The following is a 16523-nucleotide window of genomic DNA, read 5'->3' as shown; positions in this document are numbered from 1 at the left end:
CTGTGACCGTCCTGTCACCGATCGCGTTGCGCTGATCAGCTCACTACTAACGGATGGTCTTGTGTATCGACCTGTTCTCGGCGAGGAGCAGGTCTGGCCCCTTGTGGCATGTTGAGGCCTGTGATGGTCGACGAGAACGAGGTCGACCGGGACCTGCTCGCCAGAGTGCGCGAGGGAGACGACTCGGCCTACGGCGAACTGTTCTCCCGGCATGCGGACGCGATCCGCCGTTTTTCTCTCAGGCACGTCCGGGAGGCGGCCGAGGCCGACGACCTCACCGCGGAGGCCTTCTTCCGCATGCTGCAGGCGATCCGCCGCGGCAGCGGGCCCACCGACCACGTCCGCACGTACCTGCTGACCGTCGCGCGCCGGGTGGCGTGGGAGTGGAGCGGGAGGCGGCGGGACGTGCCGGTGGAGGACGAGGAGCTGGGCAGGCGCGTCGAGCCGGTCAGCGACAACGCGAACAAGCGGGCCGAGCACAACCTCATCACCAGGGCTTTCTCCAGCCTGCCGGAACGCTGGCGGGTCGTGCTGTGGCGCGTCGAGGTGGAGGGCGAACGCCCCGCCTCCGTGGCACCGCACTTCGGGCTCTCGCCGAACGCCATGTCGGCGTTGGCCCGCCGCGCGCGTGAGGGACTGCGTGCGGCGTACCTCCAGGCGCACCTCGCCGCCGACGACGGGCGTTCGTCGTGCGCGGCGATCCGGTCGAAGCTCGGCACCTACACCGCCGGCGGGGTCCAGGGCGTGGAGGAACGCCGGATCGCCGCCCACCTCGACACCTGCGCGGCGTGCACGCAGCTCTACACCGAGCTGAACGAGGTCTGCGCGACGCTGCGCGCCAACGCGGCGTTCCTGATCGTGCCGTCCACGCTCGGGCTCGCGTTCGCCGGCAAGGTGCTGCTCACGAAGGCGAAGCTCGCGTTCGCGGCGGCCAGCGTCGCGACCGTCGGCCTGGTCGGGACGATGGCCGCGGTGTTCACCGGCGGTCCCGGTGTCGCCGTGCTGCAGCCGGACCAGAACCCCGTGATCGCCATGAACACGTCGGGGACGGCGAGCTCGCAGCTCAGCCAGGAGCTCGTGGTCGCCCCGCCGCCGCCCGTGGAGCAGCAGGTGAAGCCGCAGGCGAACGTGGCCAACCCCGGCGCGCCGAGGCAGCAGCAGGAGACCGTGCGCAGGACGTCGTCGTCCGTCGTGCCGCCGCCCGCGCAGGAGCAGCGGGACGAGCCGGTCGAACGGGCGGAGACGCCGCTGGAGACCGCGGAGAAGACCGGCGGCGTCAGCACGGCGCAGACCTCGACGACGTCGCGGGAGATCAACTCCCTCAACACGCCGTCGTCACCCACTGAGACGCCGACGCCTCCCACCTCGGAGCCGTGCTCGTCGCCGCAGACCACGACCACGACGATCACGCTCTACCCGCGTCCGGCCCTCGAAAACTGACGGTGACGATCAAGCCCGGCCGAGTTCACCCACAAGGCTCTGCCCTCGCCAGGTACGGTTTGTCCAAGACCGACCGAACGTGGGAGACGGGTACATGACGCGGCTGGTGCGCGGTGCTGACGGGCGGATGTGGACGGTCCACAGCCGCATCGAGTGGCGCAACCCGGTGGAGTCCGACGACTTCGAACACGACGTCAGCGGCGGTGTCCTGCCCGGCATCATGATGGCGGGCATGCTCGTCGTGATGGTGGTCGTGCTGATCGCCTGGACGCCCGCGCAGGTCGTCGTGCCGGCGTGGCTGATCCTCGCGCTGATCTTCCTGTTCGCCTTCTTCCCGGTCCGCTGGGCGCTGCGCCGCCCGCACACGCTGGTCGCGGAGAGCAAGGCCACCGCCGACGAACTGCCACCCGAGCGGTGGATCGGGTCCGTGCGAGGCCCGCTCGCGGTGCGCCAGGAGGCCTCCAGGGTCGCCCGCACCATCGAGATGCACTCGCTGCCGGACGTCGAAGGCCCGTTGCAACCCGTCGACTGATGCGACACTGGACCGGTGCCCGAGCTACCCGAGGTAGAAGCGCTGGTCCACCACCTGCGTGAGAACGCGGTGGGCCGCACGGTGCACCGCGTCGACGTCGCGTCGCTGCAGGTGCTGAAGACGTTCGACCCGCCGTGGACGGCGCTGCACGGCCAGGAGGTCGTGGCGGCGCACCGGCACGGCAAGCACCTCGACCTGGAGGTCGCGGACGGCCTGCACCTGGTCGTCCACCTCGCCCGCGCCGGCTGGCTGCGCTGGGCCGACACCATGTCCGCCCCGCCGCCCAAGCAGGGCCGCGGGCCGCTCGCGTTGCGCGTGCACCTGGGGCCGCCCGGTCAGGGGCCCGGGTTCGACCTGACGGAGGCGGGCACCAAGAAGGGGCTCGCCGCGTGGATCGTGCGCGACCCGAAGACCATTGCGAGCGTCGCCCGGCTGGGGCCCGACGCGCTGGGGATCACCCGCACGCAGCTGGAAGACCTGTTCGCCGGGCGCACCGAGCGGCTCAAGACGTCGCTGACGGACCAGGGCCTGATCGCGGGCATCGGCAACGCGTACTCCGACGAGATCATGCACATGGCGCGCCTCTCGCCGTACGCCACGGCGGGCAAGTTGAACGACGAACAGCTCGACCACCTGCACGAAGCGATGCTGACGACACTGACCGATGCCGTCGCACGGTCCGTTGGTCAGGACGCGGCCCGGTTGAAGGGCGAGAAGCGTTCGGGGTTGCGGGTGCACGCGCGCACGGGGCTGCCCTGTCCCGTGTGCGGTGACACGGTGCGTGAGGTGTCGTTCGCGGACAAGGCGTTCCAGTACTGCCCGACGTGCCAGACGGGCGGCAAGCCGCTGGCCGACCGCCGGCTGTCCCGGTTGCTCAAATAACCACCGCTTAACCGCACCCGGCTTTGCTCGGACGCATGATCCGTCTGGGCAAAGCCATTGCCGTTCTCGCCATCGCGGCCGCGGCATCCGTGATCGCGCCGATGAACGCCAACGCCGCCGAGTACGGGTGCTCAGGCTCGCTGATCGACACCTACAAGGTGAAGTCCAGCGTCGGCAACCACCTGAGCACCATCCGGCTGTACTACAACTCCAGCACCGGCTACAACTGCGCCGCCAACGTGAAGACGGCGTACTACTCGCAGTTCAAGCACGACGCCTCGATCCAGCTGCTGAACTCGGACTGGGCGGAGGACAACCACCGGCCCGGCTACAACATCGACACCGACAGCGGGAAGTTCCAGTACTACGCGGGTCCCGTGAAGGTGTACGGCAAGGGCAAATGCATGTCCGTCACCGCCCACACCTGGTACTACGACGAGATCGGTTACGGCCACGGCAGCGGCCACTGCGGTTAGACGATCAGGACCTCCAGCGTGCGCGGTCCGTGCACGCCCTCGACCCGGTTGAGCTCGATGTCGCTCGTCGCCGAGGGGCCGCTGATGAACGTCAGCGGGCGCGTCGGTTCCAGTCGTCGCAGGGCTTCTGGAACCGACGCGGCGATCTGGTCCCGGCGCACCACGCACAGGTGGTAGTCGGGCAGCAGGGTGAGCGCCCGCCGTCCCTGGGCCTCGCCGCCGTCGAGCACGATCGTGCCGGTGTCGGCGATCGCGACCGCGCACCCGGTGAGCACGCCGTCGGCCTGGTCGAGCTCCTCGATGGACAGCGGTTCGTGCAGCCACGTGACGCCGTCGATCAGCCACTCCGCGGGAACGTCCTGGGGCGCAACGATTCTCTTGCCCCTGAGGCGTTCCAGAGCGGCCGGCACGTCGGCCACCTCGTGGACGATCGCGCGGTAGTCGGCGACCCGTTCGGCGAAGAGCTCGACGCCGCCGGGGCCTTCGACGTGGTAGCCCCGGACAGTTGGTGCCGCCGGAGGGACGTTCGCTCGCCGGATGCGGTCGAGGATCTCTTCTTTGGCGCTAGCCACGGTTCTTCCTCCACCACGTGCGGAACGACTCGGCCGGCGGTGCGGGCACGTCCCGTGAGGACGTCCACTTCGAACCGGGCCACGGCAGCGACGTGATCTTGCCGTCGCGGGCCAGGAAACGGGCCAGGGAACCGGCTTTCTGCGCTTTCTCGTAGCGCGAGGCCGACGCGAACATCCACGCGGCGGCCGCCATCGCGACCGACTCCGCCGTGCGCCCCTTGGCTTCCACGGCCTCGGCGCGCAGGTGCGTGAGGACGGACGGGATGTCGATCCGGACCGGGCAGACCTCGAAGCACGCGCCGCACAACGACGACGCGTAGGGGAGCGAGGCCGCCTGCGGGTCGTGCATGTCGCCGACCAGCTGCGGGGTGAGGATCGCGCCGATCGGGCCGGGGTAGACCGAGCCGTACGACTGGCCGCCGGTGCGTTCGTAGACGGGGCAGACGTTGAGGCACGCACTGCACCGGATGCACCGCAGCGCCTGGCGGCCGACGGAGTCCTCCAGCGTGGCGGTGCGGCCGTTGTCGATCAGCACGAGGTGGAACCTCTGCGGGCCGTCGTCCGGGGTGACGCCCGTCCACACGCTCGTGTACGGGTTCATGCGTTCGGCCGTGGACGAGCGCGGCAGCAGCTGGAGGAAGACCTCCAGGTCCTGCCACGTCGGCACGAGCTTCTCGATGCCCATCACGGTGATCAGGGTCTCCGGCAGCGTCAGGCACATCCGGCCGTTGCCCTCGGACTCCAGCACCACGATCGACCCGGTGTCGGCGACGGCGAAGTTCGCGCCGGAGATCGCGACCTTCGTGGTCAGGAACTTCTCGCGCAGGTAGACGCGGGCGGCCTCGGCGAGGTCGGCCGGTTCGTCGCTCACCTCGACGCCCATGCGGCGTTGGAAGATCTCGCGGATCTCCGAGCGGTTGCGGTGGATCGCGGGCACCAGGATGTGCGACGGCCGGTCGTCGCCGAGCTGCACGATCAGCTCGGCGAGGTCGGTCTCGATGGCGTGCACGCCGCCTTCTTCGAGCGCCTCGTTCAGCCCGATCTCGGCCGTGGCCATGGACTTGACCTTGACGACCTCGCGCGCGTCCTCTGCTCGGCACAGGTCGAGGACGATCCGGTTGGCCTCCTCGGCGTCGCGTGCCCAGTGGACCGTGCCGCCCCTGGCCGTGACCTGCTCCTCCAGCTGGAGCAGGAGCGGTTCGAGGCGGGCCAGGACGTCGTTCTTGATCTGCTCGCCGGCGACCCTGAGCATCTCCCAGTCGGTCATCTCGGCGACCGCGGCTTCGCGACGTCCCCGGATCGTGCCGGTGGCCCTGCGCAGGTTCTGCCGCAGCTGGGTGTCCTGGAGGGCCTCCCTGGCGGCCTTCGGGAACGTCGGGCTGCCCAGCCACGTCACCGGGTTGCGAGCCACGGTTCCTCCTCCGTCGAAGCCAGGATCTCGGCCAGGTGCACCGGTCGCACGCCCGCGCGCAACCGCGAGAGCCCGCCGCCGATGTGCATGAGGCACGAGTTGTCGCCCGCCGACAGGACCTCCGCGCCCGTGTCGAGCACGCACCGCATCTTGTCGGCGAGCATCGCGGTGGACGTCTCGGCGTTCTTCACCGCGAACGTGCCGCCGAACCCGCAGCAGTGCGTCGCGTCGGGCAGCGTCACCAGATCGAGTGCTTTCACGGCCCTGAGCAGCGCCAACGGCTTGTCGCCGACACCGAGCATGCGCAGCGAGTGACACGTGGGGTGGTAGGTGACCCGGTGGGGGAACCAGGCGCCGACGTCCGTCACGCCGAGCACGTCGACGAGGAATTCCGCGAGCTCGAACGTGCGCGGCGGAGACTCACCCAGGGTGGGATGGATCTCCCGAACCATGCCCGCGCATGACCCGGATGGCGCAACGACGTGGTCGTAGCCCGCGAAGACGTCGGTGTACTTGCGCGCCAGAGGCTTCGCGTGGTCCCGGTAGCCGGTGTTGAAGTGCATCTGGCCGCAGCACGTCTGGTCGAGGGGGAAGTCGACCTCACAGCCGAGCCTCTCCAGCAAACGCACCACGGCACGGGCCGTCTCCGGGAAGAACGTGTCGGTCAGGCAGGTCGCGAACAGTGCCACTTTCACCCGCACACCCTCTCCCTGAATTCATCCGATGTCTACCCGTACCGGTGGACCGTCCGGGGGTACGCTGGGCGCGCCTCTTGCTATAGGGGCACCCCACAGCACAGCATGTGCACCGTGGGCGACCTGTTGACCGAGCGCGCCGTGCTCGGTGTCATCGCGACCCTGGCCGTTCTGGGCCTCTTCGTGATGCTGTGCCGCGCTCGACGAGTCAGCACCTCCGTCGAGGATGCTGTGATGGACATGCTCGACCGCATGTCCAGGGCGTCGAGCGACCTCCGCGCGGGCTTGACCGAGGAGGCGGCCAACAAGGCCACACCCCACCTGCGCGAGATGCTCAGGTGCGTGGCGGTCGCCATCACCGACGAGGAGGGCACCGTCCTGTCGTGGGACGGCGGCGCGAACGACCACTACGAGTACCTCCGCGACACCGTTGCCCGAGCCATCAACAACTGCCACAAGGAACACGTCGACCACCGCAAGCTCGGCTGCGAGCTGCAAGGCCCGTGCTCCCTGCACAGCGTTGTCGTGGTCCCCCTGGTTGTCGAGGGAGACGTGGCCGGCACGTTGATCGTGGTCTCGGGCGTCGCCTCGAAGCGCCAGATCCGCATGGCAGAGGAAACGGCCCGCTTCGTCTCGACCCAGCTGGAACTGGAAGTAGTCCAGAAGCAGCGGCAGGCACTCGCCCAGGCCGAGGTGAAGGCCCTGCGAGCCCAGATCTCCCCGCACTTCGTCTACAACGCGCTGAACACGATCTCCTCGCTGATCCGCACCGACCCCGCGCACGCCCGCGAGCTGCTGCAGGAGTTCGCGGAGTTCACGCGCTACTCGTTCCGCACCGACGGCCTGTTCACGACCCTCGCCGACGAACTGACCAACATCCACCGCTACCTGACCATCGAACAGGCGCGCTACGGGTCCCGGCTGAACGTGCGTCTTCGAATCGCACCCGAGGTCCTGCAGGTCGTCCTGCCGTTCCTCGTGCTGCAACCGCTGGTCGAGAACGCGGTGCGCCACGGCCTGGCCAAGAAGCCGGGCGGCGGCATGCTCACCATCACCGCCGAGGACAACGGCAACGAAGCGCTCATCAGCGTCGAGGACGACGGCGTCGGCATGGACCCCGAACGCCTCGACGACATCAAGGACGCCCACCAGACGGGCGCGCACGTAGGTATCGGCAACATCAACGACCGCATGCGCACCGTCTTCGGCGTGGAGTACGCGCTGGTGGTCGAGACGGCCCCCAACGCGGGCACCAAGGTGATCCTCAACGTGCCGAAGTTCGCCCGCAACGTGCTGCCGAACCTGAACATCGGGTCGCAGATGACGGACGAGCCGATGACGAACGAGCAGCCGGCGATCCGCGCCTGATCAGCTGGCTTGGCGAGCATCGGCGAGGTGGTCGCCGCGCCGCGGCAGGTCATCACAGATCTGCCGTTCACGGCTCTGGCAGAGGCTCTCGAGTTGGCCGAGGACGCGAAGCACTGGTCGAGCAAGCTGCAGACGGCAGCGGGCAAGAGGAGTTCCCACGTCATCACTTGGTTCGGCCAAGCGGCTGAAGGCATCGGTGAACTTCAACGAAGGCTCACCGACATCCAACGGTCGGTAGCGGCGACCGCGAACAAGCTGGAAGGGCTGGACCAGGACGGGCGGGTCCGAGGGCCGGTCGGGAGCGGGCGAGGGCCGTTACGCGATCAAGCGGTCGAAGGGCTTCGCCGACTCGGCTTGGTGTCTGGACGGGGGACGCTGACGGTCGCAGACCACGTCGAGGTGCAAATCGCTGTTCAGCTAGAGCTCAGCGGGGAAGCAGACACGATTTTGGCCGTCAACAACCGCCCTTGCGACGTGGCCCATTTTCCTGCGACCGCGTGGTGCCGGGGGTGCTTCAACCCGGCCAACGCCTTACGGCCTACTGGCCGGGCGGAGTGAAGACGTACATCGGCAAGGAGCGTTGACCGTGGCCTATGTGCTCGACGTGGCTTACCGGCACGATCAGGAACCCAGGCACCTGCGCAGCCGCGAGGACGTGGACGCGTTCGTCGAAGAGTTGCTGGCCCTCGGACCTGCGTACAACGCTGCTACTGCTTACGTGGTGGAGGAAGGCAGCGATGACCTCCCCGATCACGAGCTGCTGATCGGCGCGAATGCTACGACCGGGTTCGGTTCCGCGCGGTACAGCGGAGAAGCAGGCACGTGGTACGTGCAGGGTGAGCACACCAAGCCTGGAAACGTCTCGTTCGCCTACTTCGGGACAGAGCACGAGTTTCCAGCAGACGCCGAGGTGCCGCTGGACCTCGTCCGCGAAGTCCTGTGGGGACTGCTTGAGAACCGAGGCGGGCGACCCGCCGGCCAGAACTGGGTCGAGACGGACTGATCCGCGCCTGATCTTTCCGAAAGTTGCACGCACAACCATGCTCAACCCAGGCGTGCATCGTGCCGATTGTGGTGGTGACCCATGACCCGCCGGTCGTTTGAGCAACCAGAGGCCGGCCGCGAGCAAAGGCCACATCCAGTGCACGAACCCAAGGCACCCGAACGCGTCCGCGTCTGCATCAAGTGCACCGCAAAGGGCTTCAACAGCTGCAAGTGCTGACCCAGTAGCAGGTCAGCGCGCTGCGACCGCCAGAGTCGTGATCAGCACGACGGCGCACACGCCCCAGCTCACCCACATCCAGTAGATGTGCATCGGTGTCGGTCCGGCCGCGTTCTGCCGGCCCCGGTCGTCCCACCACTCGACGTACCGTTCGAGCCACCGGATCGGGTTGAACGTCACCGGCCGAACCTAGCAGCTCAAATCGTGTTCCAGATCACGCGGGAGCAACCTGCCACCATCGAGGCTCCCGCGTGACCGCGAAACGCACGTACTGTCGAGTACATGAGCGTCACGGACAAGATCGCGGCCCGTCTGCCGAGGGTCATGGACCGGGGTGAGCGGCCTCCGGTCGTCGCCGCGGTGCGGTTGCACGGGGTCATCACCCCGCAGTCCTCGCCGGTCGCGCGCAACACGATCAGCCTCCAGAACGTCGAGTCGGCCATCAACCGGGCCTTCGACAACGAGCGGCTCATCGCCGTGGCTCTGCTCATCAACTCTCCCGGGGGCGCGCCCACCCAGAGCGCGTTGATCGCCGAACGCATTCGCGAGCTCGCCACCAAGAAGCACGTGCCGGTGCTCGCGTTCTGCGAGGACGTCGCGGCGAGCGGCGGGTACTGGCTGGCGTGCGCTGGCGACGAGATCTACGCGCACGGCACGAGCCTCGTGGGTTCCATCGGCGTGGTGAGCGCGGGCTTCGGCCTCAACGGTCTGCTGGACAAGGCGGGCGTCGAGCGCCGCGTCTACACCGCGGGCGAGAACAAGGTGCGGCTCGACCCGTTCCAGGCGGAGAAGCCGGAAGACGTCGAGTGGCTCAAGGGCCTCCACGCGGACCTCCACGAGCAGTTCAAGGCGTGGGTGACGGAACGGCGTGGCGCGAAGCTCTCCCAGGACGCCGACCTGTTCAGCGGTGAGGTGTGGACCGGCAGCAAGGCGCAGGAGCTCGGGCTGATCGACGGCATCGGCACGATCCGGACCGTCATCGCCAAGCGCTTCCCGGACGCCGAGCTCACCATCGCGGAGCCGCGCAGGCCGTTGCTGGCCAAGCTCGGGCTGACCGGCGCGTCCACCCGATCGGGCGATCTCGTGGCGCAGGTGCTCGCCAGTGTCGAGGAACGTGCTCGCTGGTCCCGATTCGGGCTGTGAGCATCAGTTCGGTTTCACCGGGCGTGTCGAGACCTACCCCGGCGTAGACACGACTGCACATTGGTGGGCAAGATGCCCGACACAGTGAGTACCCAAGACAACGCCGGTCTCCTCGTCCTCGCAGTCGATGACGAGGCCCCTGGCCTGAGCGAGATCAAGTTCCTGCTCGAGAGCAGCCCTCACATCCGGCACGTCCTCACGGCCTTCGACGCCGCAGAGGCACTGCGCATCCTGAGGGGTGACTACGAGCAGGAGGTCATGGCTCGGACCAAGGCCGGCCTGCCGCCGGTCGACGCCGTCTTCGCCGACATCAACATGCCGGGGCTCTCCGGCATGGACCTGGCGCGGGTGCTCAGCGCGTTCCGGTACCCGCCCGCGCTCGTGTTCGTGACGGGCGTCGAGGAACGGGACGCGCTCGTGACGGCGTTCGACGTCGGCGCGCTCGACTTCATCAACAAGCCGATCAACGAGGAACGCGTCCTCAAGGCGATCTCGCGCGTCGCGGACCGGGTGGGACGCACGGCGGCACCCACCACGCCCGCGGCCCAGGCGGCGCAGAACCCCGCCGAACCGACCGACGACGAGGTCATCCCCGTCGAGCTCGGCGGCACCATCAAGCTCGTGCCGCGCGCGTCCGTGCGGTACGTCGAGGCGCAGGGCGACTACGCCCGCCTGCACACGCAGGACGGCAGCCACCTCGTCCGCATCCCGTTGGCACAGCTCGAAGAGCGGTGGGCCAACGCCGGGTTCGTGCGCATCCACCGGTCGTTCCTGGTGGCGTTGCCGCTGGTGAGCGAGCTGCGGATGACGGCGAACGGCTACGCGGTCGTCATCGGCACTGGCGAGGGCGCCAAGGAGCTCCCGGTCAGCCGCAGGCACACCAAGGAGCTCAAGGAACGGATCGTGCGACCGCCGAAGAGCGGCTGGTGAGCAGGCACGACGCGGGAAAGCCGGAGCAGCCCGCCCGCGAGGCCTGGCTCGGTGAGCAGGGCAGCAGGCCACGCCGGCGCCGGGTCGTGCTCGCGGACTCCACGAAGAGGACCGGCAAGGCGTTACGGACGATCATCGAGCTGGAGGAGCAGACCAGCGTCGGTGAGAAGCTGGTGCGCGACCTCATCCGCCAGCAGCTCAAGTCGGCGTTCGGGCTCGCGTTCGCGGTCCTGATCGGCATGTGCCTGCTGCCGATCACGTTCTACCTGGTTCCCTCCATCGGGGACCTCAAGATCCTCGGCATCCCCATCCCGTGGCTCGTGCTCGGTCTCGCGCCCTTCCCGATCCTCTACGGCGTCGGGTGGGTGTTCCGCAGGCAGGCCGAACGGCACGAGCGGGACTTCGTGAACATGGTCGACCGCTGACGTGAACGCCACCTACTGGAGCCTCAGCGCCATCGTCGCCGTTGCGGCCGTCACGTTCCTGCTCGGCTACGTCGGGTCGCGCAAGGCGAACACCACGCCTGACTTCCTGGTGGCCCGCCGCGCGATCCCCGCCACCCGCAACGCCGCCGCGATCTCCGGCGAGTACCTGTCCGCCGCGTCGTTCCTCGGTGTGGCCGGGCTCGTGCTCAAGGACGGCGTCGACGCCCTCTGGTACCCGATCGGCTTCACCGCGGGCTACCTCGCGCTGCTGCTGTTCGTGGCCGCGCCGCTGCGCCGGTCCGGCGCCTACACGCTGCCCGACTTCGCCGAGGCACGGCTGGGGTCGGCGAACGTCCGGCACTTCAGCACGTTCTTCGTGGTCTGCATCGGCGTGCTCTACCTGGTGCCGCAGCTCCAGTCCGCCGGCCTGACGCTCACCACGATCACCGGCCTGCCCGCGTGGTTCGGCGGCCTGATCGTCACGGCCATCGTGGTGATCAACGTGCTCGGCGGCGGCATGCGCGCGATCACGCTCGTGCAGGCGTTCCAGTACTGGGGCAAGCTCTTCGCGATCGCCGCGCCGACGTTCGTGCTGTTCGTGGTGTTCCTGGCCTCTCCTGACCGCGGCACGCAGCCGATCAGCGACGACGGCGTGGTGCGGTTCCCGAAGTCCGAGTCGGTCACCATCGCCGAGCAGGTCGTGAAGGTCCGCGTCGAGGTGCCGCTCACGTTGAAGGTGCGCGGCCAGATCGACGGCAGGGACGCGGACGGCGCGGTGTTCTGGGGCCGCGGCGTCTACGAGCTCAGCCCCGGCACGACCATGGAGTTCACCGCGGGCAGCCCGGTGCCGGTGGTCGAGGGGTCGCCGACGTCGAACTTCGACTGGACGCGCCCGCAGACCGGCGGCATCTCCGAGCTGATCAGGACGTACTCGCTGATCTTCGCGACGTTCCTCGGCACGATGGGCCTGCCGCACGTGCTGGTCCGCTTCTACACCAACCCGGACGGCAAGGCGGCCCGCCGCACGGCGCTGCACGTGCTCTACCTGCTCGGCCTCTTCTACATCTTCCCGACGGTGCTGGGCGTGCTCGCGCGGCTCTACCTGCCGCAGCTGCTGGTGACCGGGAGGACCGACGCGGCGGTGCTGATGCTGCCGGAGACGATGCTGCCGAACCTCGGCGGTCAGATCGTCGGCGCGATCGTCGCGGCGGGTGCGTTCGCGGCGTTTCTTTCGACCAGTTCGGGACTCGTGGTGTCGGTCGCCGGCGTCGTTTCGACGGACATCATGCCGGGCAAGGTTCGTGACTTCCGGTGGGCAACCGTGTTCACGGGACTGGTCGCAATCGGCCTCGCATTGCTTTTGCCGCGTTCTGATGCGTCACTGACGGTGGCCATGTCGTTCGCGTTGGCGGCGTCGACGTTCTGCCCGCTTCTCGTCCTCGGCATCTGGTGGAGGGGACTCACCTGGGTGGGCGCGGTGTGCGGTCTCGTGGTCGGCGGCGGCATGGTGATCACGGCCCAGGTCGTCAGCGTCATCAGCTCGTACACCGGCCGCTGGGCGCCCGCGTTCATCACCCAACCTGCGCTGATCACCGTCCCGATCGCGTTCATGACGATGATCGTGGTCAGCAAGGCGACCCGCAGACGGGCACCGGCGGACGTCAACCAGATCCTGCTGAGACTCCACGCGCCGGACCCGCTGGGCTTCATCCGAGACCGCGACGTCGCCCGCTTCGGGACCGCCGAGGAGAAGGCCAGAATGGCCGACGACAAGCGCAGGGGAGCTGGACGAACACGCTGAGTGACCACCGTTTCAAATGGGTGAAAATTGGTCACTCGAATCGGTGAACGGTGATTCCCGTCACGCAGAGTGCCCTTCGTCTACGCATACTGACCGTTCGTCGCATCACCCGACTGCTGGGCGCAACGGCACGAACGGGGCCTTACCTGAGTGACTCAAGTCTCCATACGGTTCTCGACCAAGAACGGACCGCACCTGGAGGCATTACGTGCACGTCACGTTGCTGACACCTACGACGAGTACCGCGAGGAGGGGCTTGTGAGCAGCGTCGAACACACCCCGTCTGAGTCGGCCCCAGACGCACAGAAGTGGGCCGACGTCCAAGCGAGCGCTGACTTCACCGAGCTGAAGCAACGACTGCGCAAGTTCGTGTTCCCCGTCTCCGGACTGTTCCTCGCCTGGTACCTGCTGTACGTGCTGCTGGCTGACTACGCACACGACTTCATGTCCACCAAGGTGATCGGCAACATCAACGTCGGGCTCATCTTCGGCCTGCTGCAGTTCGTGTCGACGTTCGTCATCACGACGCTGTACGTGCGGCACGCCAACAAGAACCTCGACCCGCTCGCGGAGAAGCTCCGCAACGAGATCGAGGGAGACGGCAAGTGAACGAGTCCAGCCCGATCCTCAACATCAGCATCTTCGGTGTCTTCGTCCTGATCACGCTGGTCGTGGTCATCAGGGCGAGCCGCAACACCAAGACGGCTGCCGACTACCTGGCCGCGGGCCGCGCGTTCACCGGGCCGCAGAACGGCATCGCGATCGCGGGTGACTACCTGTCCGCCGCGTCGTTCCTCGGCATCGCGGGCGCCATCGCGCTGAACGGCTACGACGGCTTCCTGTACTCGATCGGCTTCCTGGTGGCGTGGCTCGTCGCGCTGCTGCTGGTCGCCGAACTGCTGCGCAACACCGGCAAGTACACGATGGGCGACGTGCTCAGCTTCCGGATGCGCCAGCGTCCGGTCCGCGCGGCCGCCGCCACGTCGACGATGGCGGTCTCGTTCTTCTACCTGCTGGCCCAGATGGCCGGTGCGGGCGGCCTCGTCGCCCTGCTGCTCGGCATCACCGGCACCGGTGGCCAGGCCCTGGTCATCGCCGTGGTCGGCGCCCTGATGATCGCCTACGTCCTCATCGGCGGCATGAAGGGCACCACCTGGGTGCAGATCATCAAGGCGGTCCTGCTGATCGCCGGTGCGGGCATCATGACCCTCTGGGTGCTCGGCAAGTACGGCTTCAACCTCTCCGCCCTGCTCGGTGCCGCGGTCGACGCCGCTCCGAAGGCCGGCGAGAAGCTGCTCGGCCCCGGCCTGCAGTACGGCAAGACCGGTACCAGCCAGCTGGACTTCCTCTCGCTGGCGCTGGCCCTGGTCCTCGGCACCGCCGGCCTGCCGCACATCCTGATGCGCTTCTACACCGTGCCGACGGCGAAGGAAGCCCGTCGCTCGGTCGTGTGGGCGATCTGGCTGATCGGCATCTTCTACCTGTTCACCCTGGTCCTGGGCTACGGCGCCGGCGCGCTCGTCGGTCCGGACAAGATCAACGCGGCTCCCGGCAAGGCCAACTCGGCCGCCCCGCTGCTCGCGCTGGAACTGGGTGGCCCGATCCTGCTGGGCCTGATCGCGGCGGTCGCCTTCGCGACGATCCTCGCGGTCGTGGCAGGCCTGACGATCACGGCGTCGGCGTCGTTCGCCCACGACATCTACGCCAACGTGATCAAGAAGGGCAACGGCAACGGCGACGAGAGCAAGACCGACGAGGTGAAGGTCGCCCGCATCACCGCGATCGTCATCGGTCTCGTCTCCATCGGCGGCGGCATCATCGCCAACGGCCAGAACGTCGCGTTCCTCGTGGCACTGGCGTTCGCGGTCGCGGCCTCGGCGAACCTGCCGACGATCCTCTACTCGCTGTTCTGGAAGAGGTTCAACACCTCGGGCGCGCTGTGGAGCATCTACGGCGGTCTGGTCGTGACGATCACCCTGATCATCCTGTCGCCCGCCGTCTCCGGCACGCCGACCTCGATGTTCAAGAACGTCGACTTCCACCTGTTCCCGCTGTCGAACCCCGGCATCGTCTCGATCCCGATCGCGTTCCTGCTCGGCTACGTCGGCACGATCCTGTCGAAGGACAAGGCCGACCCCGCCAAGCAGGCCGAGATGGAGGTCCGCTCCCTCACCGGTGCGGGCGCCGAGAAGGCCATCGCTCACTAGTTCGCGTTCCACGGAAACGGGCCGTCCTTCACGGGGGCGGCCCGTTTTTTCGTGCAACCCTCCGAGCGCTGTCCGCGTAGTCAACGCGACCGCGGCAAGACTTGGGGGACCGGAGTGCGACGAGACGAAGAGTTCTCGGAGTTCTTCCAAAGCAGGTTCGACTGGGCACGGCGCACGGCGTACGCGTTGTGCGGCGACTGGTCGGAAGCGGAAGAACTCGCGCAGAACGCATTCGTGAAGGCGTATGCGAAATGGCCGAGCGTCCGGCGGGAAAGCGCGGACGCCTACGTGCGGACGATCCTCGCCCGCCTGTTCCTGGACACCAAGCGACGGGTCCGGGGACGCGAGCACCCGGTCGCCGAGGTGCCGGAACGAGGGGTCGCCGGGGGCTTCGGCGAGCACGACTCCGCACTGCACCAGGCGTTGCAGCAGGTGCCGCCCAAGCAGCGAGCGGTGCTCGTGCTGCGGTACGTCCACGACCTGTCCATCGAGCAGACAGCCGCTGAGCTGGGGTGTTCGACGGGCAACGTGAAGAGCCAGTCAGCAAGGGGGTTGTCGGCGCTCCGCGAGGCGTACGGCCGCCCGGTCGAATCGGAGAGTGCCTCATGAGGATCGAAGACGAGCTGCGCGGAGCTCTCGACGTGCCCGCGCCACCACAGGTCACCACGCTCGAGACCGTGCTCGCGCGCGGCAGGCGCAAGGTCGCCGTCCGCAGGGCCGCGATCACGGGAAGCACGTTGGCACTGGTCGCGGTCGTCGCGGTGGGAGTCATCGCCTGGCCGTTCGGGACGTCCCGCGGAACCGATCCGGTGAACTGGGCGCGGGCGACGCCGGCGCCGGGGCGGACGGCCGACCCGCCGCGCCAGGACTCGGCGTGCGAGCGCGGTGAGCCTCGCATCGGAGTGGCGACGTTCGGCGACGCGTTGTCGGCCGAGGACATGCGGAGCTGGTGGACCTCGACGCAGTCGGTGCTGCCGGGCAGGAAGGTCAGCGCGAAACATCCCGAACAGGCGGAGGCCGAGTCGACCAGGGTCTACGCGGTCGACATCGCTGCCACCAGCATGGTGCTGTTCTCGACCGAACGTTTCGACGGCAGCCCTGCCGCCGCGGCCGACAAGGCCTTCTGGCTGACCGGCGAATGTGCTCCGCCACGCCGCACGACCAGGGACGACGGGACGGTGTTCCAGCTCTACGGCCCTGCCTCGTTCGCGCAGACCCTGGTCGTCTTCCGCGCGGGCGGCCGCACGTTCCGCCTCGACCAGGTCAACAACGGCAGCTCCGGTGACGGGCTGCCGATGACCGAGGACGAGCTCGTGAGGCTCGGGGCCGCCGTCGCGGAGGTGTCCTGAGAGGTGGACCCGTGCCGGAGGTTCACGTCCGTGCAACCTCCGGCATGGGAACATCTACGGCGTGACTGTT

At 68.2% G+C, this 16523-nt stretch carries 19 protein-coding genes; 15 read left to right on the top strand and 4 right to left on the bottom strand.

The annotated features are described in order from the left end of the window. The first annotated feature begins 108 nt into the window (after nt 1–108). The 4 genes from ACQEU1_RS26380 (at nt 109) to ACQEU1_RS26365 (ending at nt 3330) form a co-directional block, all read left to right on the top strand. Nucleotides 109–1440: a sigma-70 family RNA polymerase sigma factor gene (locus ACQEU1_RS26380; RefSeq protein WP_433206983.1), complete on the top strand. Its 1332-nt coding sequence runs from the start codon at nt 109–111 to the stop codon at nt 1438–1440. A gap of 94 nt (nt 1441–1534) precedes the next feature. Further along, entirely contained in the window at nt 1535–1972 is a 438-nt protein-coding gene (locus tag ACQEU1_RS26375; protein ID WP_433206980.1) for a DUF983 domain-containing protein, read from the top strand. A 15-nt stretch (nt 1973–1987) separates the two neighbouring features. After that, on the top strand, nt 1988–2854 hold the full coding sequence (locus ACQEU1_RS26370) for an Fpg/Nei family DNA glycosylase (protein ID WP_433206977.1): 867 nt from the start codon (nt 1988–1990) through the stop codon (nt 2852–2854). Between the two features lie 35 nt (nt 2855–2889). After that, nucleotides 2890–3330, top strand: coding sequence for a hypothetical protein (locus tag ACQEU1_RS26365; RefSeq protein WP_433206974.1), 441 nt, complete (start codon nt 2890–2892; stop codon nt 3328–3330). On the opposite strand, the gene ACQEU1_RS26360 is transcribed toward ACQEU1_RS26365, so the two are convergent. From ACQEU1_RS26360 to ACQEU1_RS26350, 3 genes are read right to left on the bottom strand one after another with little or no spacing between them, the layout of a single operon-like run. Then, entirely contained in the window at nt 3327–3902 is a 576-nt protein-coding gene (locus tag ACQEU1_RS26360; RefSeq protein ID WP_433206971.1) for a LutC/YkgG family protein, read from the bottom strand. The genes ACQEU1_RS26365 and ACQEU1_RS26360 overlap by 4 nt on opposite strands. Next, nucleotides 3895–5313, bottom strand: coding sequence for a LutB/LldF family L-lactate oxidation iron-sulfur protein (locus ACQEU1_RS26355; RefSeq protein WP_433206968.1), 1419 nt, complete (start codon nt 5311–5313; stop codon nt 3895–3897). Before ACQEU1_RS26355 ends, ACQEU1_RS26360 begins: the two co-directional genes overlap by 8 nt. Then, nucleotides 5295–6002, bottom strand: a complete 708-nt coding sequence (locus tag ACQEU1_RS26350) for a (Fe-S)-binding protein (protein ID WP_433211781.1) — start codon at nt 6000–6002, stop codon at nt 5295–5297. Before ACQEU1_RS26350 ends, ACQEU1_RS26355 begins: the two co-directional genes overlap by 19 nt. A 111-nt stretch (nt 6003–6113) precedes the next feature. Between ACQEU1_RS26350 and ACQEU1_RS26345 the strand changes: the two genes are divergently transcribed. The 3 genes from ACQEU1_RS26345 to ACQEU1_RS26335 are packed head-to-tail and all read left to right on the top strand — an operon-like array spanning nt 6114 to nt 8379. Further along, nucleotides 6114–7376 carry a sensor histidine kinase gene (locus tag ACQEU1_RS26345; protein WP_285636256.1) on the top strand — a complete coding sequence of 421 codons (1263 nt, stop codon included), beginning with the start codon at nt 6114–6116 and terminating at the stop codon, nt 7374–7376. Between the two features lie 9 nt (nt 7377–7385). Next, the gene (locus tag ACQEU1_RS26340) at nt 7386–7934 is read left to right on the top strand and encodes a DddA-like double-stranded DNA deaminase toxin (RefSeq protein WP_433206964.1); all 549 of its coding nucleotides are present in this window, start codon (nt 7386–7388) and stop codon (nt 7932–7934) included. 28 nt (nt 7935–7962) lie between these two features. Then, a complete protein-coding gene (locus tag ACQEU1_RS26335) occupies nt 7963–8379 on the top strand; it encodes an Imm1 family immunity protein (protein ID WP_433206961.1) in 417 nt (138 codons plus the stop codon). A gap of 231 nt (nt 8380–8610) precedes the next feature. Here the strand turns inward: ACQEU1_RS26335 and ACQEU1_RS26330 are convergent, their stop codons facing one another. After that, nucleotides 8611–8778, bottom strand: a complete 168-nt coding sequence (locus tag ACQEU1_RS26330; protein WP_177220854.1) for a hypothetical protein — start codon at nt 8776–8778, stop codon at nt 8611–8613. 102 nt (nt 8779–8880) lie between these two features. On the opposite strand from ACQEU1_RS26330, the gene ACQEU1_RS26325 reads away from it, so the two are divergent. The 8 genes from ACQEU1_RS26325 (at nt 8881) to ACQEU1_RS26290 (ending at nt 16453) form a co-directional block, all read left to right on the top strand. Continuing rightward, on the top strand, nt 8881–9741 hold the full coding sequence (locus ACQEU1_RS26325; protein ID WP_433206958.1) for a S49 family peptidase: 861 nt from the start codon (nt 8881–8883) through the stop codon (nt 9739–9741). 72 nt (nt 9742–9813) lie between these two features. Continuing rightward, nucleotides 9814–10671: a LytR/AlgR family response regulator transcription factor gene (locus ACQEU1_RS26320; protein WP_433206955.1), complete on the top strand. Its 858-nt coding sequence runs from the start codon at nt 9814–9816 to the stop codon at nt 10669–10671. Beyond that, entirely contained in the window at nt 10668–11096 is a 429-nt protein-coding gene (locus ACQEU1_RS26315) for a hypothetical protein (protein ID WP_433206952.1), read from the top strand. Before ACQEU1_RS26320 ends, ACQEU1_RS26315 begins: the two co-directional genes overlap by 4 nt. Before the next feature lies 1 nt (nt 11097). Next, a complete protein-coding gene (locus ACQEU1_RS26310; protein ID WP_433206949.1) occupies nt 11098–12897 on the top strand; it encodes a cation acetate symporter in 1800 nt (599 codons plus the stop codon). 258 nt (nt 12898–13155) lie between these two features. Further along, nucleotides 13156–13506 carry a DUF485 domain-containing protein gene (locus ACQEU1_RS26305; RefSeq protein WP_285636228.1) on the top strand — a complete coding sequence of 117 codons (351 nt, stop codon included), beginning with the start codon at nt 13156–13158 and terminating at the stop codon, nt 13504–13506. Next, nucleotides 13503–15104, top strand: a complete 1602-nt coding sequence (locus ACQEU1_RS26300) for a solute symporter family protein (RefSeq protein ID WP_433206946.1) — start codon at nt 13503–13505, stop codon at nt 15102–15104. The genes ACQEU1_RS26305 and ACQEU1_RS26300 overlap by 4 nt, the downstream gene beginning before the upstream one ends. A 114-nt stretch (nt 15105–15218) precedes the next feature. Then, nucleotides 15219–15713: a SigE family RNA polymerase sigma factor gene (locus ACQEU1_RS26295; protein ID WP_433206943.1), complete on the top strand. Its 495-nt coding sequence runs from the start codon at nt 15219–15221 to the stop codon at nt 15711–15713. Next, nucleotides 15710–16453, top strand: coding sequence for a hypothetical protein (locus tag ACQEU1_RS26290; RefSeq protein WP_433206940.1), 744 nt, complete (start codon nt 15710–15712; stop codon nt 16451–16453). The genes ACQEU1_RS26295 and ACQEU1_RS26290 overlap by 4 nt, the downstream gene beginning before the upstream one ends. Nucleotides 16454–16523 lie beyond the last annotated feature (70 nt).

Origin of the sequence: Lentzea sp. CA-135723 (assembly GCF_050936595.1) — a bacterium.
Classification (GTDB): domain Bacteria; phylum Actinomycetota; class Actinomycetes; order Mycobacteriales; family Pseudonocardiaceae; genus Lentzea.
The sequence above is the reverse complement of the archived record's forward strand: the minus strand, read 5'-3'. Positions and strand labels throughout refer to the sequence as shown.

Excerpts from the sequence above, each read along its gene's own strand:
- ACQEU1_RS26290 (WP_433206940.1), top strand. The coding sequence starts at position 15,710 with ATGAGGATCGAAGACGAGCTGCGCGGAGCTCTCGACGTGCCCGCGCCA.
- ACQEU1_RS26380 (WP_433206983.1), top strand. The coding sequence starts at position 109 with ATGTTGAGGCCTGTGATGGTCGACGAGAACGAGGTCGACCGGGACCTG.
- ACQEU1_RS26325 (WP_433206958.1), top strand. The coding sequence starts at position 8,881 with ATGAGCGTCACGGACAAGATCGCGGCCCGTCTGCCGAGGGTCATGGAC.
- ACQEU1_RS26345 (WP_285636256.1), top strand. The coding sequence starts at position 6,114 with ATGTGCACCGTGGGCGACCTGTTGACCGAGCGCGCCGTGCTCGGTGTC.
- ACQEU1_RS26320 (WP_433206955.1), top strand. The coding sequence starts at position 9,814 with ATGCCCGACACAGTGAGTACCCAAGACAACGCCGGTCTCCTCGTCCTC.
- ACQEU1_RS26365 (WP_433206974.1), top strand. The coding sequence starts at position 2,890 with ATGATCCGTCTGGGCAAAGCCATTGCCGTTCTCGCCATCGCGGCCGCG.
- ACQEU1_RS26375 (WP_433206980.1), top strand. The coding sequence starts at position 1,535 with ATGACGCGGCTGGTGCGCGGTGCTGACGGGCGGATGTGGACGGTCCAC.